At 70.3% G+C, this 24,826-nt stretch carries 20 protein-coding genes and 1 pseudogene; 13 read left to right on the top strand and 8 right to left on the bottom strand.

The annotated features are described in order from the left end of the window. Window positions 1-10: 10 nt before the first annotated feature. Complete coding sequence (gene proC, locus BJ992_RS03860; protein WP_184978570.1) at window positions 11-805, bottom strand: pyrroline-5-carboxylate reductase; 795 nt, start codon at window positions 803-805, stop codon at window positions 11-13. A gap of 53 nt (window positions 806-858) precedes the next feature. Then, window positions 859-1,740 (bottom strand): proline dehydrogenase family protein, encoded by an 882-nt coding sequence (locus BJ992_RS03855; protein ID WP_184978569.1) that lies wholly within the window; start codon window positions 1,738-1,740, stop codon window positions 859-861. A gap of 158 nt (window positions 1,741-1,898) precedes the next feature. On the opposite strand from BJ992_RS03855, the gene BJ992_RS03850 reads away from it, so the two are divergent. The 6 genes and pseudogenes from BJ992_RS03850 (at window position 1,899) to clpB (ending at window position 9,304) form a co-directional block, all read left to right on the top strand. Next, window positions 1,899-2,345 carry a hypothetical protein gene (locus BJ992_RS03850; RefSeq protein WP_184978568.1) on the top strand — a complete coding sequence of 149 codons (447 nt, stop codon included), beginning with the start codon at window positions 1,899-1,901 and terminating at the stop codon, window positions 2,343-2,345. A gap of 200 nt (window positions 2,346-2,545) precedes the next feature. Continuing rightward, window positions 2,546-4,423 carry a molecular chaperone DnaK gene (gene dnaK, locus BJ992_RS03845; RefSeq protein ID WP_184978567.1) on the top strand — a complete coding sequence of 626 codons (1,878 nt, stop codon included), beginning with the start codon at window positions 2,546-2,548 and terminating at the stop codon, window positions 4,421-4,423. Then, window positions 4,420-5,064, top strand: a complete 645-nt coding sequence (gene grpE, locus BJ992_RS03840) for a nucleotide exchange factor GrpE (RefSeq protein ID WP_184978566.1) — start codon at window positions 4,420-4,422, stop codon at window positions 5,062-5,064. The genes dnaK and grpE overlap by 4 nt, the downstream gene beginning before the upstream one ends. A 35-nt stretch (window positions 5,065-5,099) precedes the next feature. After that, window positions 5,100-6,272 (top strand): molecular chaperone DnaJ, encoded by a 1,173-nt coding sequence (dnaJ, locus tag BJ992_RS03835; protein ID WP_184978565.1) that lies wholly within the window; start codon window positions 5,100-5,102, stop codon window positions 6,270-6,272. 41 nt (window positions 6,273-6,313) lie between these two features. Next, window positions 6,314-6,545: pseudogene (locus BJ992_RS03830) on the top strand (heat shock protein transcriptional repressor HspR); the annotation flags it as partial. Window positions 6,546-6,727: 182 nt separating this feature from the next. Next, window positions 6,728-9,304 carry an ATP-dependent chaperone ClpB gene (gene clpB / locus BJ992_RS03825; RefSeq protein ID WP_184978563.1) on the top strand — a complete coding sequence of 859 codons (2,577 nt, stop codon included), beginning with the start codon at window positions 6,728-6,730 and terminating at the stop codon, window positions 9,302-9,304. A 53-nt stretch (window positions 9,305-9,357) separates the two neighbouring features. Here clpB and BJ992_RS03820 read toward each other — a convergent pair whose 3' ends face one another. After that, window positions 9,358-10,713 (bottom strand): alpha/beta fold hydrolase, encoded by a 1,356-nt coding sequence (locus BJ992_RS03820; RefSeq protein WP_184978562.1) that lies wholly within the window; start codon window positions 10,711-10,713, stop codon window positions 9,358-9,360. A 138-nt stretch (window positions 10,714-10,851) separates the two neighbouring features. On the opposite strand from BJ992_RS03820, the gene BJ992_RS03815 reads away from it, so the two are divergent. Together BJ992_RS03815 and BJ992_RS03810 are read left to right on the top strand one after the other, a co-directional pair. Beyond that, window positions 10,852-13,131, top strand: a complete 2,280-nt coding sequence (locus BJ992_RS03815) for a WD40 repeat domain-containing protein (protein ID WP_184978561.1) — start codon at window positions 10,852-10,854, stop codon at window positions 13,129-13,131. A 109-nt stretch (window positions 13,132-13,240) separates the two neighbouring features. Further along, a complete protein-coding gene (locus BJ992_RS03810) occupies window positions 13,241-15,199 on the top strand; it encodes an ATP-binding protein (protein WP_184978560.1) in 1,959 nt (652 codons plus the stop codon). 19 nt (window positions 15,200-15,218) lie between these two features. Here the strand turns inward: BJ992_RS03810 and BJ992_RS03805 are convergent, their stop codons facing one another. Continuing rightward, window positions 15,219-15,404: a DUF397 domain-containing protein gene (locus BJ992_RS03805; RefSeq protein ID WP_343072961.1), complete on the bottom strand. Its 186-nt coding sequence runs from the start codon at window positions 15,402-15,404 to the stop codon at window positions 15,219-15,221. 2 nt (window positions 15,405-15,406) lie between these two features. Further along, window positions 15,407-16,243, bottom strand: a complete 837-nt coding sequence (locus BJ992_RS03800; RefSeq protein ID WP_184978558.1) for a helix-turn-helix domain-containing protein — start codon at window positions 16,241-16,243, stop codon at window positions 15,407-15,409. Window positions 16,244-16,463: 220 nt separating this feature from the next. Between BJ992_RS03800 and BJ992_RS03795 the strand changes: the two genes are divergently transcribed. From BJ992_RS03795 to BJ992_RS03780, 4 genes are all read left to right on the top strand, one after another. Further along, entirely contained in the window at window positions 16,464-16,880 is a 417-nt protein-coding gene (locus tag BJ992_RS03795; RefSeq protein ID WP_184978557.1) for an ATP-binding protein, read from the top strand. A gap of 61 nt (window positions 16,881-16,941) precedes the next feature. Continuing rightward, window positions 16,942-17,523: a WD40 repeat domain-containing protein gene (locus BJ992_RS03790; protein WP_184978556.1), complete on the top strand. Its 582-nt coding sequence runs from the start codon at window positions 16,942-16,944 to the stop codon at window positions 17,521-17,523. After that, entirely contained in the window at window positions 17,523-19,814 is a 2,292-nt protein-coding gene (locus BJ992_RS03785; RefSeq protein WP_184978555.1) for a WD40 repeat domain-containing protein, read from the top strand. Before BJ992_RS03790 ends, BJ992_RS03785 begins: the two co-directional genes overlap by 1 nt. Continuing rightward, entirely contained in the window at window positions 19,814-22,078 is a 2,265-nt protein-coding gene (locus BJ992_RS03780; RefSeq protein ID WP_184978554.1) for a WD40 repeat domain-containing protein, read from the top strand. The genes BJ992_RS03785 and BJ992_RS03780 overlap by 1 nt, the downstream gene beginning before the upstream one ends. 10 nt (window positions 22,079-22,088) lie before the next feature. Here the strand turns inward: BJ992_RS03780 and BJ992_RS03775 are convergent, their stop codons facing one another. Then, a complete protein-coding gene (locus BJ992_RS03775; RefSeq protein ID WP_184978553.1) occupies window positions 22,089-22,610 on the bottom strand; it encodes a hypothetical protein in 522 nt (173 codons plus the stop codon). A gap of 155 nt (window positions 22,611-22,765) precedes the next feature. On the opposite strand from BJ992_RS03775, the gene BJ992_RS03770 reads away from it, so the two are divergent. Further along, on the top strand, window positions 22,766-23,074 hold the full coding sequence (locus tag BJ992_RS03770; protein WP_184978552.1) for a hypothetical protein: 309 nt from the start codon (window positions 22,766-22,768) through the stop codon (window positions 23,072-23,074). Here BJ992_RS03770 and BJ992_RS03765 read toward each other — a convergent pair whose 3' ends face one another. Both BJ992_RS03765 and BJ992_RS03760 read right to left on the bottom strand, forming a co-directional pair. Continuing rightward, on the bottom strand, window positions 23,075-23,965 hold the full coding sequence (locus tag BJ992_RS03765; protein ID WP_184978551.1) for an alpha/beta fold hydrolase: 891 nt from the start codon (window positions 23,963-23,965) through the stop codon (window positions 23,075-23,077). It lies immediately after the preceding gene. Between the two features lie 92 nt (window positions 23,966-24,057). Next, on the bottom strand, window positions 24,058-24,765 hold the full coding sequence (locus tag BJ992_RS03760; RefSeq protein WP_425503640.1) for a TetR/AcrR family transcriptional regulator: 708 nt from the start codon (window positions 24,763-24,765) through the stop codon (window positions 24,058-24,060). Window positions 24,766-24,826 lie beyond the last annotated feature (61 nt).

The following is a 24,826-nucleotide window of genomic DNA, read 5'->3' as shown; positions in this document are numbered from 1 at the left end:
ACGAGACCGGTCAGCCGGCGGCGAGCTTGTTGCTGCGGTCCCTGGCGGCCTCGATGGCGGCGAGGAACGCGGCGCGCACGCTGTGGCGCTCCAGCTCGGCGATGGCCGCGATGGTGGTGCCACCCGGCGAGGTGACGGCCTCGCGGAGGATCACGGGGTGCTCGCCGGAGTCGCGCAGCATGATGGCGGCCCCCACGATGGACTGGGTGACCATGTCGAGCGCGGCGGCTCTCGGCATGCCGAGCAGGATGCCGGCGTCGACCATGGCCTCGACCAGGTAGAAGAAGTAGGCGGGGCCGCTGCCGGACAACGCGGTCGCGGCGTCCTGCTGGGACTCGGGGATGCGCAGCACCTTGCCGACCGGGGACAGCAGGCTCTCGGTCTGCTTGAGGTGGTCCTCGCCGGCGTGGGCCCCGGCGGAGATGACGCTCATCGCCTGGTCGACCAGCACCGGCGTGTTGGACATGACGCGCACCACCGGCACGTCGCCGCCGAGCCGCGACTCGACGAAGGCGGTGGTGATGCCGGCCGCCGCCGACACGACCAGCCGGCCGGCCGGCACGTGAGGGGCGATCTCGGTGAGCAGAGCCGCCATGTCCTGCGGCTTCACCGCCAGGATGAGCGTGTCGGCGGTCTTCGCGGCCTCGGCGTTGGACACCATGCGCACGCCGTACCGCTCGGCGAGCGACCGCGCGCGCTCCTCACGCCGTGCCGTCGCGACGATCTCGCCGGCCTCGACACCGGCACGCAGCAGCCCCGACAGCAGGGCCTCACCCATCTTGCCGGTCCCCAGAATCGCGATCATCGCGGCACCTCGCCTCAGCGTCTCTCCGAGCCCCCTCGCGGGTCCCTCGCAGCCTATCGGCTCACCGGCCGCCACCTCTGAGCGAACGGCAGCCCCTGGACGTAGGGGGCGAACGTGGACCAGCCGCCGCCGTACGGCACATGCACGCGCACGCGGCTCCCCGGCTGCCGGTCCAGCCCCGCGGGCCGCGGGCCTTGGGGGACGAGGAACTCGAACCCGTCGGGCTCGCGCTCGTTGAGCACGGCCAGCGCGGAGGCGATCTCGATGAGGCGCCGGTCGCGCGTGGAGATCACGGGGGTGCCGGAGCCCGCCATGAGGACGCGCAGACAGCGGACGTAGGAGAGGTCCGCCTCGTGCGCCGTCGCGTACGCCGGGGCACCCCATATGACCGGATCGCCTCCCCTGGTCAGCAGCACCCTGCCGGACGCCAGGGACCCGCAGATCTCCTCGGCGTCGTGCAGGGCCGCGTGGACCACGACCCCGAGCGAGGGATGCTCGGTCAGCAGCGCGGAGTGCAGGCCGAGCACGGGGTCGGCGGTGACGGCGTCGGCGTCCAGGGTGACGGTGGCCCCCGCCTCGGCCGCGACCTCGCAGACCCGGTCCGCGCCGCGCCGCGCCAGCCGCAGGTCCAGGCCGAGACCCATCATGGGGAGGCGCACGAGGATGTCGGCCCCTTTGGCGAGGCCGCGCCGGGTGAGCGCGTCGAGCAGCGCGAGCGTGTCCTTCACGGCGTCCTCGGCGTCGGCCTGGGTGCGCGCCGGCGGGCCGAGGCGGTCGACCGTGACCGGCAGGCCGTCGGCCGCGTATCCGGCCACCGCGGTCACGGCCTCCTCGGCGGTACGGCCGGCGCCGAACCCGGCGGGGCCGGCCGCTCTCACCACCCGCGCGACCCGGTCGCTCGCCGAGACGGCCTGCAGAACACGACGCAACACCATGGCACCTTCCCTTGACGGCGAAGAGGGAGGAGATCACCCTCAGCCTACGGGTCCGGCGCCGTCACAGTGCGACGGCGCGAGTGCCATACCGGCCCGCACAGGTTTCCGAACCCCCGCCTGACGGGGTACGTCAATAGGACATGCAATGGGACACGCGGATGATGACAGCGCTAATGGCGGCCGGATCCCTGCTGCTGACCCTGGGGTGCGGCAACGTGCCAGGTGACTCCTCGGCGGGCCCTCGTCCCGAGGACGACCAGCCCGTCTCGACGAACGCGGGCACCGGCACGCCGGCTCCTGGTGCGCAGGCCAGCCCGGTGCGTCCGCACGGCGGCACGGTGAACACGCACCGGGTCCCGTTCGAGCGGGCCGAACCCTCGGCGGACGGCCGTTCGCTCAAGGTCTACTGGTGGTCCGGCGTCGAGCCGTGCAACGTGCTCGACCGGGTGGAGGTCGCCGAGAACGCGGGTTCGGTGACCGTGACCCTGTGGGAGGGGACCACGGACCCGGACGCCATCTGCGTGCTGATGGCCGTGCACAAGGTCACGACGGTCGAGCTGACGTCCCCGCTGGACGGCCGCAGGGTCGTCGACGGCGCCAAGTGAGAACCTGTCTCACCTGGCCCTTCTCAAGGCCGGGCCCCATCGTCCTTGCGGACGAACCAGGTCCTCCTCGGGGGTGAAACCGGGGAATAGCTCTGCCGCACTCAAGGTTGAGCCCGATAGACTCAAGCTGTTTGACAAAGCAGCAAGCGAACCCGATGATTGAGTCACTCGGACTCAACTTTGACTACAAGGACGTACTCATGGCACGTGCGGTAGGTATCGACCTGGGGACGACCAACTCCGTCGTCTCGATCCTTGAGGGCGGTGAGCCCACGGTCATCGCCAACGCGCAGGGCTCGCGGACCACGCCGTCCGTGGTCGCCTTCGCGAAGAACGGCGAGGTCCTGGTCGGCGAGGTCGCCAAGCGCCAGGCCGTCACCAACGTCGACCGGACCATCCGCTCGGTCAAGCGCGAGATGGGCAGCAACTGGACCGTCGAGATCGACGGCAAGAAGTTCTCCCCCCAGCAGATCAGCGCCTTCGTCCTGCAGAAGCTCAAGACGGACGCCGAGGCGTACCTCGGTGAGAAGATCACCGACGCGGTGATCACCGTCCCGGCGTACTTCAACGACTCGCAGCGCCAGGCCACCAAGGAGGCCGGCCAGATCGCGGGTCTCAACGTCCTGCGCATCATCAACGAGCCGACCTCCGCCGCGCTCGCCTACGGCCTCGACAAGGACAAGGACCAGACCATCCTGGTCTTCGACCTCGGCGGCGGCACCTTCGACGTGTCCCTGCTCGACGTCGGCCAGGAGGACGGCCACGGCTTCGTCGAGGTCAAGGCCACCAGCGGCGACAACCACCTCGGTGGCGACGACTGGGACCAGCGCGTCGTCGACGAGCTCGTCACCCGGTTCAAGAACGCGCACGGCGTCGACCTGTCCAAGGACAAGATGGCCCTGCAGCGGCTGCGTGAGGCCGCCGAGAAGGCCAAGATCGAGCTGTCCGCGCAGACCGAGACCTCGGTCAACCTGCCTTACATCACCGCCTCCGCCGAGGGCCCGCTGCACCTTGAGGAGAAGCTCACCCGCGCCGAGTTCCAGCGCATCACCGCCGACCTGCTCGAGCGCTGCAAGGGCCCGTTCCACCAGGTCATCAAGGACGCCGGCATCAAGGTCGCCGACATCGCGCACGTCGTGCTCGTCGGCGGTTCCACCCGCATGCCGGCCGTCAGCGAGCTGGTGAAGGAGCTGACCGGCGGCAAGGAGCCCAACAAGGGTGTCAACCCCGACGAGGTCGTGGCCATCGGCGCCGCGCTCCAGGCCGGTGTCCTCAAGGGCGAGGTCAAGGACGTCCTGCTGCTGGACGTCACCCCGCTGAGCCTCGGCATCGAGACCAAGGGCGGCATCTTCACCAAGATCATCGAGCGGAACACCACCATCCCGACCAAGCGGTCCGAGGTGTTCACCACCGCCGAGGACAACCAGCCGTCGGTGCAGATCCAGGTGTTCCAGGGTGAGCGTGAGATCGCGGCCTACAACAAGAAGCTCGCGACGTTCGAGCTGACCGGCATCGCGCCGGCCCCGCGTGGCATCCCGCAGATCGAGGTCACCTTCGACATCGACGCCAACGGCATCGTCAACGTCGGCGCCAAGGACCTCGGCACCGGCAAGGAGCAGTCGATGACGATCACCGGCGGCTCCGCGCTGCCGAAGGACGACATCGAGCGCATGATGCGCGAGGCCGAGTCCTACGCCGACGAGGACAAGAAGCGCCGCGAGGAGGCCGAAACGCGCAACAACGCCGACTCGCTCGCCTACCAGACCGAGAAATTCCTCAACGAGAACGACGAGAAGATCCCGGCCGACGTCAAGACCGAGGTCCAGGAGTCTCTCGCCGAGCTCAAGAAGACCCTGGAGGGCACCGACTCGGCGGCCATCCGCGCCGCCGCGGAGAAGCTCGCCACGGTCAGCCAGAAGATGGGCTCGGCGATCTACGCTCAGTCGCAGGGCTCCCCCGAGGGTGCGCCGACCGGCGCGCCGACCGCGGACGGCCAGCAGGCGAAGGCCGACGACGACGTCGTCGACGCCGAGATCGTCGACGACGACCAGCCGAAGCGGGAGGGCGGTGCCGCGTGACGTCCCCGACTTCTGGGAGCGAGCACGAGGGCCTGGTGATCCGCGACAACCGCCGCATCGACCCCAAGACCGGTGAGGTGCGGGAAGGGGCGGGCAAGACGGCCGACCAGCCGTCCGCCGCCCCCGCGGAGGAGACCGGGCCGCAGGACGGCGTCGCCGTCCAGCAGCTCGCCGAGCGGACGGCCGACCTGCAGCGCCTGCAGGCCGAGTACGCCAACTACCGCAAGCGCGTGGAGCGCGACCGCGTCGTGGTCCGCGAGCAGGCGGTGGCCAACGTCCTCAGCGAGTTGCTGCCGGTGCTCGACGACATCGGCCGCGCGCGCGACCACGGCGAGCTCACCGGCGGTTTCGCCAAGGTGAGCGAAGCCCTCGAAAGCGCCGTCGGCAAGCTCGGCCTGGTCACCTTCGGCGCCAAGGGCGACCCGTTCGACCCGACCGTGCACGAGGCCCTGATGCACAGCTACTCGGCCGACGTCACCGAGCCGACCTGCGTGGAGATCCTCCAGCCTGGTTACCAGATCGGAGACCGCATCCTGCGTCCCGCGCGGGTCGCGGTCGCCGAGCCGGAGGAGCCGGCCCCGGCCACCGAGCGTTCCGCGTCCGACGCGGACGACGCGGCGGCCGAGCCCGAGGACAATTGAGCGAAGTCCCCTTTGGCACCGATGGGAAGCGATAGATGAGCACCAAGGACTACCTGGAAAAGGACTATTACGCGGTCCTTGGTGTGTCGAAGACCGCCACAGCCGACGAGATCAAGAAGGCCTACCGCAAGCTGGCCCGCAAGTACCACCCGGACGCCAACCAGGGCAGCACCGAGACCGAGGCGAAGTTCAAGCAGGTCTCGGAGGCCTACGACGTCCTGTCCGACGTCAAGCGGCGCAAGGAGTACGACGAGGCCCGAGCCCTGTTCGGGTCGGGCCTCGGCGGGTTCGCGGGAGCCGGCGCTCCCCGCGGCGGTGGTGGCGCGCCGTTCGACTTCGGTGACCTGTTCGGCGGCAGTGGCCAGGGCACAGGGGAGCGCATCGGCGACCTGTTCGGCGGGTTGTTCAACCGCGGCGGCCGGCCGACGAGCACCACCACCCGGCCGCGGCGCGGTCAGGACATCGAGTCCGAGGTCACCCTGTCGTTCGGCGAGTCGGTCGAAGGCACCACGGTGTCACTGCGGCTGACCAGCTCGTCGGCCTGTCCCGCCTGCTCCGGCACCGGCGCCAAGGCCGGCACCACCCCGCGGGTCTGCCCGACCTGCGAGGGCACCGGCGCCGCCAGCCGCAACCTCGGCAACTTCGCCTTCTCCGAGCCGTGCCGCGACTGCAAGGGCCGCGGGCTGCTCGTCGACGACCCCTGCCCCGTGTGCGAGGGCAGCGGCCGCGGCAAGAGCACCCGCACCCTGCAGGCCCGCATCCCGGCCGGGGTGGCCGACGGCCAGCGCATCAGGCTCAAGGCCAAAGGCGCACCCGGCGAGAACGGCGGGCCGGCCGGTGACCTGTACGTCCATATCCACGTCAAACCACACCCGGTTTTCGGCCGCTCCGGCGACAACCTGACGATCACCGTCCCGGTGACGTTCACCGAGGCCGCGCTCGGCTCGGAGATCAGGGTGCCGACACTGCACGGCATGCCGGTCACCCTCCGCCTGCCGGAGAGCACCCCGAACGGCCGCACCTTCCGGGTGCGGGGCCGGGGTGTCACCCGCAAGGACGGCACCAAGGGTGATCTGCTGGTCACCGTCGAGGTCTCGGTGCCGCAGCACCTCGACGACAAGGCGAAGTCCGCGCTCGAGGAGTTCCGCGCCGTGGCCGACGTCGAGGACGTGCGGGCCGAGTTGCTGAGACAGGCCGGAAGCGAGTAAGCCGAAGGGAGGCGACGCCGGTGGACGCCAGGTATTTCGATCTGTCCGACGACACACCCGTGTACGTCATCTCGGTGGCCGCTCAGCTCTCCGGTCTCCACCCACAGACCCTCCGGCAGTACGACCGTCTCGGCCTGGTCAGCCCGGGCCGGACGGCGGGCCGGGGCCGGCTCTACTCCACCCGCGACATCGTCCTGCTCCGTGAGGTCCAGCGCCTCTCCCAGGAGGAGGGCATCAACCTGGCCGGCATCAAGCGCATCCTCGCTCTGGAGACCGAGAACCTCCGCATGCGCGAGGAGCTCTCCCGCCTCAAGAGCGAGATGGCGATGATCCGCGCGCTGATCCAGTACCAGCTGCCGCCGGCCTGACATTCCCGCCGCTCGGCGGCGTCTCACATAGCATCCGGCGGGCCCCGTGATCCACCCGGTGGCCCGCCTTCGCGAGGAAGGTCGAACGTGGACTACAAGCTGACGCGCAAGAGCCAGGACGCGCTCTCCGCCGCCATCCGCCGCGCCGCCACCGAGGGCAACCCCGAGGTCGCGCCGGCGCACCTGTTCACCAGCCTGCTCGCGCAGAACGACGGCACCGCCGTCCACCTGCTTGAGGCGGTCGGCGCCGACTGGAAGAAGCTGCGCTCGGAGACCGAGACGCAGATCGAGGGCCTGCCGAAGGCGCAGGGTGCCACGGTGAGCGCGCCGAGCACGTCCCGGCCGTTGCTTGTGGTGCTGAACACCGCCGCCGCGCAGGCCAAGCAGCTCGACGACGAGTACGTCTCCACCGAGCACCTGCTGGTGGGGCTCGCCACCGACGGCGGCCCCGTCGCGGCGCTGCTCAAGGCCCAGGGTGCCACGCCGAAGGTCCTGCTGGACGCGTTCGACAAGGTCCGCGGCCACGCGCGGGTGACCAGCGAGAGCCCCGAGGACACCTACCGCGCGCTGGAGAAGTACGGCGTCGACCTCACCGAGCGCGCGCAGTCCGGCAAGCTGGACCCGGTGATCGGCCGGGACAACGAGATCCGCCGCGTGGTGCAGGTGCTCAGCCGGCGCACCAAGAACAACCCCGTGCTCATCGGCGAACCCGGCGTCGGCAAGACCGCCGTGGTCGAGGGCCTCGCGCAGCGCATCGTCGCCGGCGACGTGCCGGAGAGCCTGCGCGGCAAGAAGCTGATCTCGCTGGACCTCGGCGCCATGGTGGCCGGCGCCAAGTACCGCGGCGAGTTCGAGGAGCGCCTCAAGGCCGTGCTCACCGAGATCAAGGAGAGCGACGGCCAGGTCGTCACATTCATCGACGAGCTGCACACCGTGGTCGGCGCCGGCGCCGCCGAAGGCGCCATGGACGCCGGCAACATGCTGAAGCCCATGCTGGCCCGCGGCGAGCTGCGCATGATCGGCGCCACCACCCTCGACGAGTACCGCGAGCGCATCGAGAAGGACCCCGCGCTGGAGCGGCGCTTCCAGCAGGTCCTCGTCGGCGAGCCGAGCGTCGCCGACACCATCGCCATCCTGCGCGGCCTCAAGGGCCGTTACGAGGCCCACCACAAGGTGCAGATCTCCGACGGCGCTCTGGTCGCCGCGGCGTCGCTGTCCGACCGGTACATCACCGCGCGGTTCCTCCCCGACAAGGCCATCGACCTGGTGGACGAGGCCGCGAGCCGCCTGCGCATGGAGATCGACTCCCGTCCCGTCGAGATCGACGAGCTGCAGCGCGCCGTGGACCGGCTCAAGATGGAGGAACTGGCCCTCGCCAAGGAGACCGACGACGCGAGCGTGCAGCGGCTGGAGCGGCTGCGCAAGGAACTGGCCGACCGCCAGGAGGAGCTCGACGCGCTCGTCGTGCGGTGGCAGAAGGAGAAGACCTCGCTGAACCGCGTCGGCGAGCTGAAGAAGCAGCTCGACGACACCCGTTCGGCCGCCGAGCGCGCGCAGCGCGACGGCAGGTTCGAGGAGGCGTCACGGCTGCTGTACGCCGACGTGCCGCGCCTGGAGAAGGAGCTCGAGGAGGCCAACGCGCAGGCCCAGCCCGAGGACGCCATGGTCAAGGAGGAGGTCGGCGCCGACGACATCGCGCAGGTCATCTCCTCGTGGACCGGCATCCCCGCGGGCCGCCTGCTGGAAGGCGAGACCGCCAAGCTGCTGCGCATGGAGGACGAGCTCGGCCGCCGCCTCATCGGCCAGCGCGACGCCGTGCGCGCCGTCTCCGACGCCGTGCGCCGCGCACGCGCCGGCATCTCCGACCCCGACCGGCCCACCGGCTCGTTCCTGTTCCTCGGTCCCACCGGCGTCGGCAAGACCGAGCTGGCCAAGGCCCTCGCCGAGTTCCTGTTCGACGACGAACGCGCCATGACGCGCATCGACATGAGCGAGTACGGCGAGAAGCACAGCGTCGCGCGCCTGGTCGGCGCGCCTCCCGGCTACGTCGGCTACGAGGAGGGCGGCCAGCTCACCGAGGCCGTCCGCCGCCGTCCGTACACCGTCGTCCTGCTGGACGAGATCGAGAAGGCGCACCCCGAGGTCTTCGACATCCTGCTGCAGGTCCTCGACGACGGCCGCCTCACCGACGGCCAGGGCCGCACCGTCGACTTCCGCAACACCATCTTGATCCTGACCTCCAACATCGGCTCCCAGTTCCTCGTGGACCCGTCCATGGACTTCCCGGCCAAGCGCGACAAGGTGATGGCCCTGGTCCGCACGTCGTTCAAGCCGGAGTTCCTCAACCGCCTCGACGACGTCATCCTCTTCGACGCACTGGGCTCGGAGGAACTGACCCAGATCGTCGACCTCCAGGTCAACCGCCTCGCCTCTCGCCTGGCCGACCGCCGCCTCACCCTCACCGTCACCCCCGCGGCCAGGGACTGGCTGGCCCTCACCGGCTACGACCCGCTGTACGGCGCACGGCCCCTCCGCCGCCTCGTCCAGTCCGCCATAGGCGACAAACTCGCCAAGAACATCCTCAGCGGCCAGATCCACGACGGCGACAAGGTCACCGTCGACCTCGACGAAGCCGGCGACACACTGACGGTCTCCACCACCTGACCCGTCCCTCCGAACCCGCCTTCGGCCCTCGGCCGCAGGCGGGTTCGGTGCTGTCACGAAGGTGTGACCGCGACGACGACGTCGGTCACCGGGTCGACCGAGGTGGGGACGGCGGGTCTCACGGTGAGGCGCCAGGGGCCGGGGGACGGGAAGGTCACGGTTGTCTGGTAGGTGCCTTCGCCGAGGTTGCGCATGGCGGGGCCGGTGAGTCTCGCGGCGGTCTCGTCGTGTTCGGCGGTGACGGTCAGGGGGAGGCGGTCGGAGGCCGTGGTGACGGTCAGTGTCAGGGGGTCGCCGGTGATAGCCAGGTCGGGGACGGTCAGGGAGAGGACGTCCTCTGTGGTGGCCTGGTACTTGCGTACGGGGGTGGCGGTGAGGATGGCGTGGACCGCGTGGAGCAGGGGCTTGGCGGTGGCCAGCGCGGCGTGGCGGTCGCCGGAGAAGCGGACCTGGCCGTCGTCGGCGAACTCCGGGGGGACGCAGGCGAAGCGGGGGACGGTGCCGTCGCCGTGGGGGTTCTCGCCGTTCCAGGTGGACAGTGCCGTGACGCCGGAGGCGTCGTGGCGGAGGCTGAGGGTCGTGGGCTGGCGGTGGCCGCCGAAGGTCCACAGACCGTACGGGGCCGGGGGGTTGGCGGCGACGGCGTCCCTGATCTCCTGGTGGAAGGCGGCGCCGTGTTTCACCGCCTCTGTGGGGATGTCGGGGAGGCCGGTGTCGATCAGGCGGTGCATGTGGCCGTCGCCGAGGTCGACGCAGCGGTACGTCGGGAGCAGCTCGTGCGCGGAGGAGAAGGTCGCGACGACGTCCCGCAGTTCGTCCAGGAACCTGCCGAACCGGCCGAGGCGTGAGCGCAGCGCCGGGGCCAGGCCGAGGCTCAGCGCGGCGGCGGCCTTGGCGGCACCCTGGTGGGGGGTGCCGATCGTGACGAGGCCGCGCGCGATCTCGCGGCCGCCGAGGACCTCCAGGTAGTATCGCGCGATCAGACCACCCATGGAGTGGCAGACGAACACCGCCTTGGCGCCGGGAACGGTCTCACGCCATCGCAGCAGCTCGCGCTGCACGACGGCCTCCAGGCGGCACGCGTTGACGCGGCACGACAGGCGCCAGTCGTACGGGAACGCCACGAGGTTGCCGCGGGTGACGTCGAAGACCCTCTCCAGGTGGTCGAGCAGCCCGCCGTACCCGTCGATCCCCCAGAATCCGGGGATGACGTGCAGGCCCCGGACCAGCCCGGTCGCGGTGACCTCACCGGGGCCGTCGAGGCTCAGCGCGTCCGCCAGGCGGCCCGGCGGCAGGCCGTGGCGCATGGCGGCCAGCGAATGGTTCCAGATCTCACGGCCGTCTCGCGCCAAGACGCTGCCGAGAATGCCGGGAATGACTACGATCAGGTCGTCCATGCGCTCTGGCACGCTGTCTCCCCTTTGGTGGCGATTCCGTAGTCAGCCGGTGACAGGCAGGCCATCATGGTCTTCCCAGCCCGTCAAGCCGATTCGCACCCCGGAGGCCGTCCGGATCATGACACAACGCGTACGGACCGGCGCGCGCTGATGCGGGAAGCCGAGATCCACCGGAAGATCGCCGACGCGCTGCTCGCCACCGCGCCGGCGACCGGCGACGCCGTGGACTGGCAGTCCGCCGACCCCTACCTGCTGCGTCACCTGGCGGCGCACGCGGCACTCGGCGGCCGTCTGACCGAACTCGCGGCCGACGCCGGCTACCTGGCCCACGCCGACCAGGCACGGCTGCTGCCGGCGCTCGGCGTCACCGGCACCGACCTGCCGGCCCCGGCCCGCGCCTACCTGCGTGCCACGCACCACCTGCGCGACGCCACCCCGAGGGACCGGGCCGCCATCATGCACACCACCGCCGTCGAGGACGAACCCGACGCCGTCCGCGTGCTCTCCGGCCGTCCCGTCCGTCCGCTCACCGCGCGCTGGGCCTCGCACGCCAGGTCCGACTTCCACCGCACGCTCACCGGCCACACCGGCGCGGTGTACGCGCTCGCCGTCACCTCCCCGGGGGACGGGGTCCCGCTGCTGGCCAGCGCGGGATACGACGGCACCGTCCGCATCTGGGACCCGCTCACCGCCACCCATCACACGACGCTGCCCGGCCACACCGGCCCGGTCACCGCGCTCGCCTTCGCCACCCTGCCGGACGGCACCCTCGTGCTCGCCAGCGCGGGAACCGACCGCACCGTACGCGTGTGGGACCCCGCCACCACGGCCGACCTGCTGACGCTCACCGGCCACACCGGCCCGGTCAACGCCGTGGCGTTCGCTCCCCTGCCGGGTGGCGACCTCCTGCTCGCAAGCGCAGGGGACGACCGCACCGTACGGCTGTGGGACCTCGGCACCGCCACGCACCGCGTCATCTCCGACCACACCGCACGGGTCAACGCGCTCGCCTTCGCCGCGCTGCCGAACGGCGCCGCGCTGCTGGCGAGCGCCGGCGACGACCGCACCGTACGCGTGTGGGACCCCGCCACCGCGTCGCACCGCGTCACCCTCGTCGGCCACACCGCTCCGGTCAACGCGCTCGCCGTCACCGCGCCGGCCAACGGCGTGCCGCTGCTGGCGAGCGCTGGTGACGACTGCACCATCCGGGTCTGCAACCCCGCGCTCGCCACCCGGCGCACCACACTGCACCCGACGTTCACCGGGCACACCGGCCCCGTGCACGCGCTGGCGTTCCCCGCGCGCACGCTCGGCACCCCGGCGCTGGCCAGCGCCGGGGACGACCACACCATCGGCCTGTGGAACCCCACCACCACCGACCACACCGGCCTGAACGGCAGCACCGGCTCCGTGCGGGCCCTCGCGTACACCACCCTGCCGAACGGCGTCCCCCTGCTCGCCAGCGCCGGTCACGACTCCGGCGTCCGCCTGTGGAACCCCGCCGCCGCCAGCCGCACCACCACCTTCACCGGCGAGCACAACGCCGTGTACGCCATGACCCGCGTCTCCCTGCCGGGTGACACCACCCTCGTCGCGATCCCCGGCAACGGCCGTCCCATCCGTCTGTGCGACCCCGCGACCGGCACCCCGCACCGGTACCTGTCGGGCTTCGCCTCCTCGGTGTACGCGCTCACCACCTGCACCTGCCCCGACGGCACCCCGCTCCTCGCCGTCGGCGGCGGCGAGCGCACCGTCTGGATCTGGGAGCTCACCACCAGAGCCCCCCGTGCCGCGCTGGTCGGCGCCAACCGGACGGTCCGCGCGCTGGCCTTCACCACCCTCCCCGACGGCACGCCTCTGATCGCGACCGCAGGCGACGACCACCTCATCCAGTTGTGGGACCCCCGCGCCGTCACCGCCAGAGCCGCTCTCACCGGCCACCAGGGTCCCGTGTACGCGCTGAGCTTCGTCACGCTCCCCGACGGCACCCGCCTGCTGTCGAGCGCCGGCTACGACGGCACCCTCCGTCTGTGGGACCCCGTCACGACGACGTCACGTGCCGTCCTGAAGGCCCACGACGGCCCCGTCTACGCGCTCACCGCGGTGACCCTCCCCGACGGCGCCACCGTCCTCGCCACCGCGGGCCGCGACCAGACCGTCCGCCTCTGGAACCCCTCGACGGCCCGTCCCCGCGCCACCTTGACCGGACACACCCACATGATCCGCACCCTCGCCACCACCACCCTCCCCGACGGCACCCCCCTTCTCGCCAGCGCCGGCGACGACCACACCGTCCGCCTCTGGAACCCCACCACCCCGAGTCTCCTGGAGACGATGCCGCTCTCGGCCGTCGTCTACTCCCTCACCTTCACCACCTCCTACCTCCTCGCCGGCACCACGCGAGGCGTCACCACCTTCGACATCACCTGAGGCGCACCCATACAGGGCGGTTTGATGGCGGTTCCGTAGTCAGCCGGTGACCGCCGACGCCATCATGGTCTTTCCAGGTCCGTCCATCTCCCCGGGAGCGTCCCCGACCATGACAGAGGCACCGACCGGCGCGTTCATCGTCGTCGGCATGGCGGAGTACGACCACCACGACGACCTGGAACACGTCAAGCGCGTCGTCCCCGACCTGTGCGCGGCCCTCGCCTCCTGCAAACTCACGCAGCGGTTGCCGGCGCTCGCCGACGGCGGCACCCACCTGGACGTGACGACCGCTCTGCGCCTGCCGCCGGGAGAACAGCCGCCGGAGACACTGATCATCTACTGGGCCGGTCACGGGGTCCACACTCCCCACGGCGACTACCTGCTGGTCCGCGACTCACCGCGGGACGTCGAGGACGACAGCTTCGCGATCAGCGCGCGCCACCTGGCCGGCAAGGTCGCCGCCTGGCGGATCCGCCACGCCGTCGTCGTCATCGACGCCTGCTACTCCGGAAGCTCCGCTCAGGAGGTCGCCGACCTCCTCGGCAAGGCCTTCACCCAGCAGACGTTCCCCGACGGCGAACCCAACATCTCGATCATCGCGAGCTGCGGCCCCTTCGACCAGGTCCAGGACGGCTACTTCGCCGAACGCTTCGCCGCCGTCGTCCGGGACGGCGGCTCGTCCCGCGACTGGGCCCCCGGCAACGACTACGTCTACCCGTTCCAGATCGTCGACGAGATCAACGCCGAAGCGGCGAGGCTCGGCCACCCCCGGGCCCGTCACCGCGCCATAGGCAGCCCGCCGCGCCTCATCCCCAACCCCAAGGCGATGGCCCTCCCCACCGACGACGTCCACACCCAGGCCCGCCGCCAGCAACGCATCCTCGACACCGGCCTGCGCGACCACTTCCGCCGCGCCGCCGGCGGCATCGAGGTCGACAGCACCGGCTGGTTCTTCGCCGGCCGCACCCAGATCCTCAGCACCCTGCTCACCTGGCTCGACACCGACCACGCGTCCGGCCTGCGCGTCATCACCGGCAAACCCGGCTCAGGCAAGTCCGCCGTGCTCGGCCGCATAGCCACCCTCTCCCACCCCGCCTACCGCGACCTCGCCGAGCAGGAAGGCGCACTGGAAGGCGCCGCCCCCGGCACCATCCCCCGCGAAGGCCTCATCGACGTGGCCCTCCACGCGCGCAACAAGTCCCTCCACGACTGCTGGGACCTCCTGGCCTCCGGCCTCGACATCGCCCCACCCCCCGACGGCTGGCGCTCCAGCGCCGAACTCATCGACCGCGTGACGGCCCTCCACCGCCCCGTACGCATCATCATCGACGCCTTGGACGAGGCCCGCCGCGACGCCATCCTCGCCATAGCCACCGACCTCATCCGCCCCCTGGCCCGCCACCAGGACATCCGCGTCCTCGTAGGCACCCGCCCCAACGCTCCGTGGATGACCACCCCCACCACCCCCGGCCGCGGCCCCCTGACGAAACTCCTCGACCCCGAAGCCCAGCACACCGTGATCCTCGACACCGACCCTCAGACTCAGCAGGACATCGAGCAGTACGTGACCCGCCGCCTCACCCGCACCCCCACCTCCCCCTACGTCACCACCCCGGACGCCACCACCACCGCCACCGCGAAAGCCGTGGCCGAAGCCAGCGCCGGCGTCTTCCTCTTCGCCAGAATCGTCACCCGAGCCCTCCTCTCCCGCGAAACCCCGTTACGCCTAGGCACCGAGGAAGCCTCCAAAATGCTCTCCGGCGAGGTGGCCGACGTCTTCGCCGCCGACCTGGCCCGCTTCGGCGACGACGAACAAAAGGTCCGCGAGCTCCTCTCCCCCCTGGCCTGGGCCGAAGGCGCCGGCTTCCCCCGCCACCTCATCTGGCCCACCGTGGCCACGGCCCTCTCCCCCACCGGCACGACGTACACGACGGCGGACATCGACTGGCTCCTGGACATAGCCGGCTACCACGTCAGCGAGTCCAGCGAAGACGGCCAAGCCGTCTACCGCCTCTACCACCAGGCCTTCGCCGACTACTTCCGCGCCTTGGCCACCCAGGACTCCTGACGCACCCCGGAGGACAACCTCAACGCAACGCCTGACGCTTGAGGCCGGCTACGAAGGATCGCCATTCCGACGTCGTGGTGACGACGACAGGGCCATCAAGGACCTTACTGTCCCGGACACCGACCCATCCGGAGATGTTGTCGGCCACCTCGACGCATTGGGCACCATTTGAGCCAGATCGCGAGGACTTGCGCCACTGCGCCATGCTCAGGTCCATTGATGCATCACATCCTGAATCTTCTGAAGGGATACGTGCTCAGGGTAAGCCCATGCGCGTATCAGCTCATATCTACTCCACAGTGTGGAAACCACCTCCGACTCGGACGTAAGGAGTCCCTCGGCAGGTGAGTCGGCGTAGATGGTGTCAGGTTCGCCATTCGGCAGTTGCGCGATCATAAAGGCACCGAGGAGACCGGAGACGCATGCCGGGTCGACGACCTGAACCGTCACGTTGGGACGATCGGCGACCTCCATCAGGAAGGTCAGTTGCTCGCGCATCACCTCCGGCGAACCGATGCGGCGATGAAGCACACCCTCGTCCATCAAGGTCACGAAGAGCGGCGGGCTGGTGCGGTCCAGGACGGCCCGTCGTTGGAGGCGTGCGTGCATTCGCCGTTCCACCTCGTCGGGATCGACCTGTGGCTCTCTGCTCAACAGGCAACGAGCGTACGCCTCGGTTTGCAGAACGCCGGGGACCAGGAGGGGGTCCCAGCTTCGGATGACCTTGGCGCGAGGTTCGATCTCTTCGGGCCAGTCGAGCCACCAACGGGGGCCTTCGGGGTGGGAGAGGATCCGACGGTGCAGCATGGCGAAATAGCCCTTGTCGGACAAGCCGAAAACGCGGTCCAAGATAACGGCGTGGTCGCGATGAGGTCTGCGCGAACCCTGTTCCAGGCGGCTCACTTGAGTTTGCGTGCAGCCGAGACGTGCGGCGAGAGCGTCCTGGGAGAGGGACAGGGACTCTCGGAAACGACGCATCTCGGCGCCGAAGCGGGCCACGGGAGTCGCGATTTCACGCTTGGAAGGTGAGTCGGGGTCGCTCATGCTTCCTCCAGACGACAGAGAAAACGAATCACGGCGGAACGACGATGCCGAATCCATTCCTTGCCGAAACCGGGTCGGGTCCTGGTCCGACATGGATGGGCTTGCCATCGGACTGCTGTTTCGTTCTGCCGACGGCAATCTAAGCACAAGCCACCACCGAGGGTGGTCATGACATCACCATTCGTGATTCACCTACCAGACCACGAGGGACGGCGGCAGCATGACGTTGACAGGACCCCCTCTGAGCAAGTCGATCACCCTGATCGCGATCCTGGAGTCGGCAGGAACGGCACGGAGGTTCATCCGTGACGTGCTCGGGGACCGGTATCCCGCCGTGGAGGTGGTGGTGTTGCTGACGTCGGAGCTCATGGCGAACGCGGTGCGCCACTCGAGGTCGGGGTCGCGGGACGGGGGACAGGTCACGGTGACAGTGGAGGTCGGTGTGGGGGTGGTACGGGTGGATGTGGTGGATGAAGGATCGGAGCTGGAGGTGCCGGTGGTGGTGGACCGGGGGGATGTGTTCTGTGAAGGTGGTCGGGGGTTGTGGTTGGTGCGGGAGCTGGCTGCCGAGTGGGGGTGGGGGGATGGGGAGCAGGGGCGGCGTACGGTCTGGTTCCGCGTCGGCGCGCGGCGGTGAGGAAGGGATCCAGAGGAAGATCACTGAGGCGTTACCGGGGACCGTCACGGGTGGGTGGGAGATGGCGGATCCGTACGTGTCGCGGCATGTGGCGGTGCACGCGGCAGGCGCGAGGCGGCTCGGGGAACTGGTGAAGGACGCGGGGTTCGTCGTGAATGCGGAGCCGGGACGGCTGCTTGAGGTGCTCGGCGCGGTCGATCCGGCGGAGCATCCGCCGGTGCGGGTGTACTGGCGGACCGCGCATCATCTGCGGGACTGGGGAGCCGGGGACCGGGCGAACATCCTGCGGACCACGGCGCTGGAGGATGAACCGCACGCGGCGGCGCGGATCGCCGTACCGGAGGGGCCGCCGTTGACGGTGCGGTACGCGCGGCTGACGTCGTCACACGTCCACCGGACGCTGTACGGGCACACGGGGACTGTGTACGCGGTGGTGTTCCTCACGCTGGGGGATGGGACTGCGCAGCCGGCCGGCGGCGGCTACGACGGCACCATCCGCCTGTGGGACCCGCTGACCGGCCGCGCGATCTACACCCTGCCGGTGTCGGTCACGGTCCACGCCTTGGCGTTCAGCGGCGACCGGCTGGTGGCGGGTACGGCCCGGGGTCTGCTGGTGGTGGACTGCTCGTACGGGGGCCGCTGATGCGGGAGACCGAGGTCCAGGCGAAGATCACCGAAGCCCTGCTCGGCACGCTGACCGAGGACTCCTGGGTGGCGGCCGACCCTTATCTGCTGAGGCATCTGGCGGCGCACGCCGCGGCCGGGGGACGGCTCGGGGAACTGGCGGACGACACGGCGTTCCTGGTGCACGCGGATCCGGGCCGGCTGCTGGAGGCGCTCGGAGCGGTCGAGCCGGACGAGCATCCGGCGGCGCGTGTCTACTGGCGGGTGGCGCACCATCTGCGGGACGCGGAGACGACGGACCGGGAGAACATCTTGCGCACGACGGCGCTCCTGGACGAGCCAGAAGCGGTGGCGCGATTCGTGGCCGCACCGGACGACGCACTGAGGTTGAGATGGACCAACGTGCAGCCGTCTCATTTTCATCGCACGCTGTACGGACATACGGGGGTGATCAATGCGCTGGCCTTCGTCACCCTGGCGGACGGGATGGTGCTGCTGGCCAGCGGCGGCAACGACCATGACGTGAGGCTGTGGGACCCGGTCAGCGCGTCGCCGCACACCACGCTCACCGGCCACCACGGGCGGGTTAAGGCATTGGCCGCCGTCACACTGCCGGATGAGACGCGCCTGCTGGCCAGTGGGGGCTCAGACCACGCCGTACGGCTGTGGGACCTCGCCACCTTCAGCGTGCGCGACGACTTGATCGGGACGAAGACAAGGGTGTCCTCCCTGGCGTTCACCATGCTCCCGAGCGGCACATCCCTCTTGGCGGCAGGCGACATCCAGGGATTCATCCACCTATGGGACCCGGCCACCGGACAGAGCCGAGGCAAGCTCAAGGGGCACCGGGGCTCGGTGCTGAGCCTGGCCTTCACCACCTTGCCGGACGGCACGGTGCGGCTGGCCAGCGCGGGTACCGACCTCACCGTCCTTCTGTGGAACATGGCCGACGGTGATCATCTCACTCTCCGCGGCCATCGGCACTCGGTGTACGGTCTTACCTTCACCGTCGCAGCAAGCGGAGCACCGGTGCTGGTCTCCGGCGGCGCCAGTGGCGAGATCCGGCTCTGGGATCCTGTCGACGGCGCGCCTTTGGGTACCGTCAAGGCGCACAGCTCCTGGACGGATGTCGTCGCCGCCACCACGCTGCCAGGCGGCGATACGTTGACAGCGGTCACCGACATGAACCGAGTCGTAGTGCTTCGGGACCTGTCCTCCGGAAAGTCCGTCACCCTCATCGGCCATACGGGTTACGTGAAGGCCATGGTCTTCACCACCCTCCCCGGAGGCACGCCACTCCTGGCGACCGGTGGCTCGGACCACACCATCAGGTTGTGGGACCCGACCGTGGCGGCTCGCCAGAGCCGCCACATCGACCCGGACCCGGTATCCGCGCTCGCCTGCACCAAGACGTCCGACGGCATGCCGTTACTGGCTACCGGCGGTAGCACCGTCCAGATCCGGGATCCGGCCGGCGAGACCTCCCTGGCCACACTCCAAGGGCACAGCAGCCGCGTCTACGGGTTGGCCTTCACCACCCTCCCCGATGGCACTCATCTGCTGGCCAGTGGCGGCTACGACATGTCCGTCCGGATATGGAATCCGGTCTCCGGCGCACCCGGCCCCGTCCTTACCGGACACACCGGTTCTGTGGCTGCGGTGGCTTTCGTCACGCTGCGGGACCGCAGCGTCCTCCTCGCCAGCACCGGCTCGGAGAGCTACGTCGACTCCGACTCGATCACGCACCACGGCGTCGTCCGGCTGTGGGACCCCGTCGCCGGGGAGCCTCGCGGCATCCTCACCGGCCACGCAAACGCTCCGAAAGCATTGGCTGGCGGCACACTCCACGACGGCACCCCCCTGCTCGCCAGCGGCGGTCACGACCGGACCGTTCGCCTGTGGGACGTCACCACCAGCCGGTCTCGGCACATCCTGGACCGGCACCGAAACTCCGTCGATGCTCTCGCCTTCACCACCTTGCCTGACGGCTCACCGATCCTGGCCAGCGGCAGCCACGACCGCACCGTGCGCCTCTGGGACCCGCTCACCGGCGGCCTTCGCGCCACGCTCACCGGACACACGGGCTGGGTGACGGCCCTGGCCTTCACCACGCTTCCCGACGCCACCGTCGTCCTCGCCAGCGGCGGCTACGACGGCACGATCCGCCTGTGGGACGCCGTCTCCGGCCGTTCCGTCTACTCGCTTCCCGTCTCGGCGATCGTGAACGCTCTCGTGTTCGCCGGAGAGCGACTGGTGGCAGGTACGGCGCGGGGGCTCATGGTTCTGGACCACCTGCACGGAAGACGGTGATGCGGGAGACGGAGATCCAGGCGGCCATCACCGGTGCGCTGCTCGGCACGCTGACCGAGGACTCGTGGGTGGCGGCCGATCCTTACCTGCTCCGGCATCTGGCGGCGCATGCGGCGGCCGGGGAACTACTCGGAGAGCTGGCCGGGGACGCCGGGTTCATGGTGCACGCCGAGCCCGCGCGGTTGCTCGACGTGCTGGGGACGGTCAGTGCCGGGGCTCACCCGCTGGCGCGGGTGTACTGGCGGGCCGCGAACCATCTGCGGGACGCGGGGGTCGTCGAGCGGGCCGACATCCTGCGCACGGTCGCGGTGCAGGACGAGCCGGAGGCGGTCGGCGGGCTGCCGATGCCTGATGAGAGGCCTCTCGGCGTCCGGTGGGCCAAGGTGGCCCGTTCCGACTTCCACCGGACACTCATCGGGCACAAGGGGCCGGTCAACGCGCTGGCCTTCACGGCGCTGCCGGACGGGACGCCGTTGCTGGCGAGCGGTGGGGACGACCATGTCGTGCGGTTGTGGGATCCGGTCGGCGGAGCGCCGCACACCGTCCTCGCGCGGCACACAGGGCCGGTGAACGCCTTGGCGGCGCTGGAACTCGGCGACGGGCTGCGGCTCCTGGCCAGCGGAGGCGCGGACCGGCTGGTCCATCTGTGGGACCCGGCGACCGCCACACACGTCGGCTGCCTCGAAGGTCATGCCGGTGAGGTGCGCGCGCTGGCCGCCGTACCGCTGCCGGACGGCGACGTGCTGCTGGCGGCGGGGGACGGTGACGGGGTGGTCTGCCTGTGGGAGCCCTCGACGGGGTGGCTCCGCACCACGTTCAAAGGTCACTTCAGCCCGGTCCGCGCGCTGGACTTCACGGTGTTACCGGACGGCACGCCTCTGCTGGCCGTGGCGGGGAACACCGTGTGCCTGTGGGACATCGGGTCCGGTCACGGCACAGTCCTGAGAGATCACCTGCGCGCGGTGAACGCCGTGGCTTTCGTCGCATCGCCTGACGGGGCCGTCCGGCTGGCCAGCGCCGACACCGAGCGCGTCATCCTGCGGAACGCGATCACCACGGAGTACGACACAGAGTTGCCGCACGAGAACAGCTGGCTGCGTGCGCTGACGTTCACCACCCTGTCCGACGGCACCCCGATGATGGCCGGTGTCATCTGGAACAGTCACATCCGGGTGTGGGACCCGGAGATCAAGAAGCCGCGCGCGACCTTCGCCAAGCACACCGCTCGCGCGAAGGCCCTTGCCTTCGGCGGGCTGCCCGGCGGAGCCACAGTGCTGGCCAGCGCGGGTGCGGACCACACGATACGCCTGTGGGACCCGGTCATGCCGCACGGCCGCTCAGCCCATCAGGGGATCGCCACCGGCGTGAACGCGATCGCTTCCACCACCTTGCCCGGCGGCCCTGTGGTGGTGGCCGGCGCCGGCGAGGACGGAACCGTGCGGGTGTGGGAGGCGGCCACCGGCAGGCTGCGGACCACTCTGAGCAGCCACAACGGCAGGCTTACCGCGTTGGCCTTCATCGAACGTCCGGACGGCGCCGTACTGCTGGCCGGCGTCGGTTTCGACAACACCCTGCTCATCTGGGACGTGTGGTCAGGGGACCGTGTGGCCACCATGACCGCCAAGTGGGGGTCGCCACGGAAACCGGCACTGATGTCCCTGCCCGACGACACCGTGGTCGCGGTCGCCGGTCCCTACCCTCGGCAGGACACGCGGAAGAACCCCGGCACCGCGGACGGCGCTGAGCCTTGGAACCCGCGTGCGAGGACCGGTCACCTCACCCGGGACGATGTGCGCACGGTCACCTTTCTCGAGGCCGACCATGGCGCTCTCGTCCTCGCGAGCGAAGGGATCTACCGCACCCTGGCGCTGTGGGACCGTATCACCGCCGGACTCGGCCGCCATCTGACCGGTGTCACCGACTCGGTCGTCGTCGTCACCGGTCTCGACCTGCTGGTCAGCGCGGGCAAGGACTCGGCCGTACGGCTGTGGGACCTGCTCCACCCCGAACGGCGCGCCGTACTCACCGGACACACCGGCTGGGTGACGGCGCTGGCGTGTGCCTCGCTACCGGGAGGCAAGGTGGTGCTGGCCAGCGGAGGGTACGACGGCACCGTGCGGCTCTGGGATCCGGTGACCGCGCGAGCGTCGCACGTCATGCCGGTCGGTGCGGTCGTCCACGCGCTCACGTTCGCCGGGCCGATGCTGGTGGCCGGGACGGCGCGAGGGGTCGTCGTGTTCGATGTGGACGCGCGCCGGCTCTAGCGGCCTCGCGTCAGGCGAGCAGCGCGTCGAGGTCGTCCTCCGGGAGGCCGAGGTCCACGCGGATGCGGTACCGCGTGCGGAGCAGAGCCTCCCTTGTGTTGCCGGTTTCGGCGCCGGACAGGATGCCTTCTGTGGCCCAGTCGTGGGCCGCGGGGAGGTCGCCGTAGGCCAGGAGGGTTTCCGCCACGTGGAGAGCCGTGGAGGGGGAGACCGGGGGGTCGGACTTGATGGAGGTGATCAGGTCTCGGGCCTCGTCGGGGCGGTCGAGTTCGAAGAGGGTGTCGGCTATGCCGGCTCTGGGGTCCACGGGGACCTCGCCGCCGTCGTCCAGGGCTCGTTGGTAGCAGTCGAGGGCTCGGGCCGGTTGGCCGGCTTGGCGCCATTCCTCGGCGGCTAACACCAAGATGGCGGCGCGTGACACGTCGCCCGAGGTGTAACCGCGGGTCAGAGTGTCGAGCCGATCGGCGAGGGCGCCGTGGTCGTCGTTCAGGAGCGCCTGTTCTAGGAGCCGATCCAGCTGCTCTCGTGTCACATGTGCCACAAGGAGGAGATTACCGAGCGGCGCTCGACTTTTCCGGGCATTGCTTCGGTCGCGGGGGGTACATGTTCGCGTACGCTCCGCGTGGCGTTCCTGACAGGGGGGCATTTTCCCCTCGTCTGGACGCTCACCTGTTCGAGGGAGCTGCGATGGACATCTCTTGGCAGACCACCCTCGCTCTCGCTTGTGCCGCCGTCACCGCCGCGGTGCTCCCTGGGACGCTCGGGTACGCGACGGCGCGGCTCGAGGCGGCCGACCTGCAGCGTCAGGAGGTGGCGCGGTTGCGGGCCGAGCTGCAGGCGGCACGGCGGACGGTTCAGCAGGTGGCGGCGACGTGCGAGGCGGGGGGTGCGGAGGGCCCGCAGGTGTCGTCGCGGGGGGAAGAGGCCCGGGAACGGCCGCGCGGAGCGGGGGCCGGGGAACGGCCGCGGGGGTGGTTGTGGTGGTACGGGGAGTGATCAGCGGTTGAGGACGTCAAGGAGGCGTTCGGCGAAGGCGTTCGGGTGGGTGGTGGGGCCGTTGTGTCCGCCGGGGAAGACACGGGGGGTGGTGCCCAGGGCCATGGCGATGCGTTCGGCGCAGGTGCGGTCGAAGAAGCGGTCGGAGGTGTCATGGCCGACGGCGGGGATGATGGGGACGTGTGCGGCGACCAGGGTCGCGGGGGTCAGGACGCAGCGGCGCATGGCGGGGACGTCGTAGGTGAAGAAGTAGTGGAAGTTGGCGATGCGTTCCTTGGACAGGGGTGGCGGGAGGGTGGCGCCGGGTTCCCTGCTTTCTGTGGTGGCGCCGGTGATCTTGGCGAGTCTTTTGAAGGCCGCGGCCCAGCCTTCCTCCCGGTAGGTGTGCGTCAGGCTGTCGATCAGTTCTTCGGCGGCGATGCGTTCCTCGTCGGGGAGGAGGGTGAACGCGGGGGGTTCGTGGGTGACGAGGCGGCGGATCCAGCGGGGGTGGCGGACGGCGAGGACGAGGCCGAGGAGGCCGCCGAGGCTGGAGCCGAAGATCTGTACGGGTTCGCCGGCGAGGGCCATGAGCAGGTGGCAGGCGTCGTCGGCGTGGACGTCCATGGTGAGCGGCGCGGAGGGGTCGTCGAGGGTGCTGCGGGACAGGCCGCGCCGGTCGTAGGTGATGACCGTGTGGTGCTCGGCGAGGCGCCGCACCAGGTCGCCGGTGCGGCGCGCGTCGCCTTCGCCGCCTTGCGCCACGAGCAGCACCTGGCCGGTGCCGCGTGTCTCGTAGTACAGGCGCGCTCCAGGCACGCGCAGCGTCCCTGAGGTGACCGCGTCCATACCGGGGGACGTACCCATCCAGCGGCCGGTGGTGACGTCCGGCGTGGATCGGCGGGTGCGCACGGTGCCAACGCGACGTTGCCCCTCTGGCGGCCGGTGGTGAGGTTTGGCGTGGACGGTGGGGCCGCGCGAGTGCCGGAACGTGACGTGCCCCTCTAGCGGTCGGCGGTGACGGCCTCCAGGCCGGCGCGGCGCCTGGCGCGTTGCATGGACTTGAGCTGGCTCGAGAGGTATTCGCGGATGAGGCGTTTGGCTTCGTCGATCAGGGGCTGGGCCCCCTGGGGGTCGCGGCGGAACGCGAGGGCGAGCACGGCGCCACCGGCCTCGACGGCGACGGTGAGGGACAGGTCGAGCTCCTCGCTGTCGGCCATGCCGAAGTCGGCGAGCAGGAGCTCGCGTAAGCGCGCGGCGATGACCATGTTGTTCTCCGACGCGGAGTCGAGGAGGTTGAGGTCGACGGCGTCACCGAACCGCAGCGCGCGGAAACCTGGAACGGTCCTATGCATGTCGACGTACTCGTCGATGATGGCGTCCACGGCGTGCCACCAGCGGTCGTACTGCTCGATCATGAAGCGGCGGCCGACCCTGGCGATGAACAGCTCGACGTTGCGCTGGGTCAGCGCGACCGTGACGGCCCGTTTGTCGGGGAAGAACTGGTAGACCGAGCCGATCGCCACCGAGGCGCGCTCGGCGATGCGCGTGGTGGACAGCGCGTCGTAGCCCGCCTCGTCGAGCAGCTCGGCGCAGGCGTCGAGCATGCGCTCGACCCGGCGCGCGCTGCGGCGCTGTGCGGGGCGCCGGCGCAGGGGTTGCTGCTGGTCGTCGTCGCATTGGTCGGATCGCAGGGCTGTCACAGACTTCATATTGCCCCTTCATCGCCGTCAGGTCAGTGCTTCTGGATGGGTCGTCCGATTGCGGCACTGG

It is taken from the genome of Sphaerisporangium rubeum (genome assembly GCF_014207705.1).
GTDB classification, from domain to species: domain Bacteria; phylum Actinomycetota; class Actinomycetes; order Streptosporangiales; family Streptosporangiaceae; genus Sphaerisporangium; species Sphaerisporangium rubeum.
The sequence above is the reverse complement of the archived record's forward strand: the minus strand, read 5'-3'. Positions and strand labels throughout refer to the sequence as shown.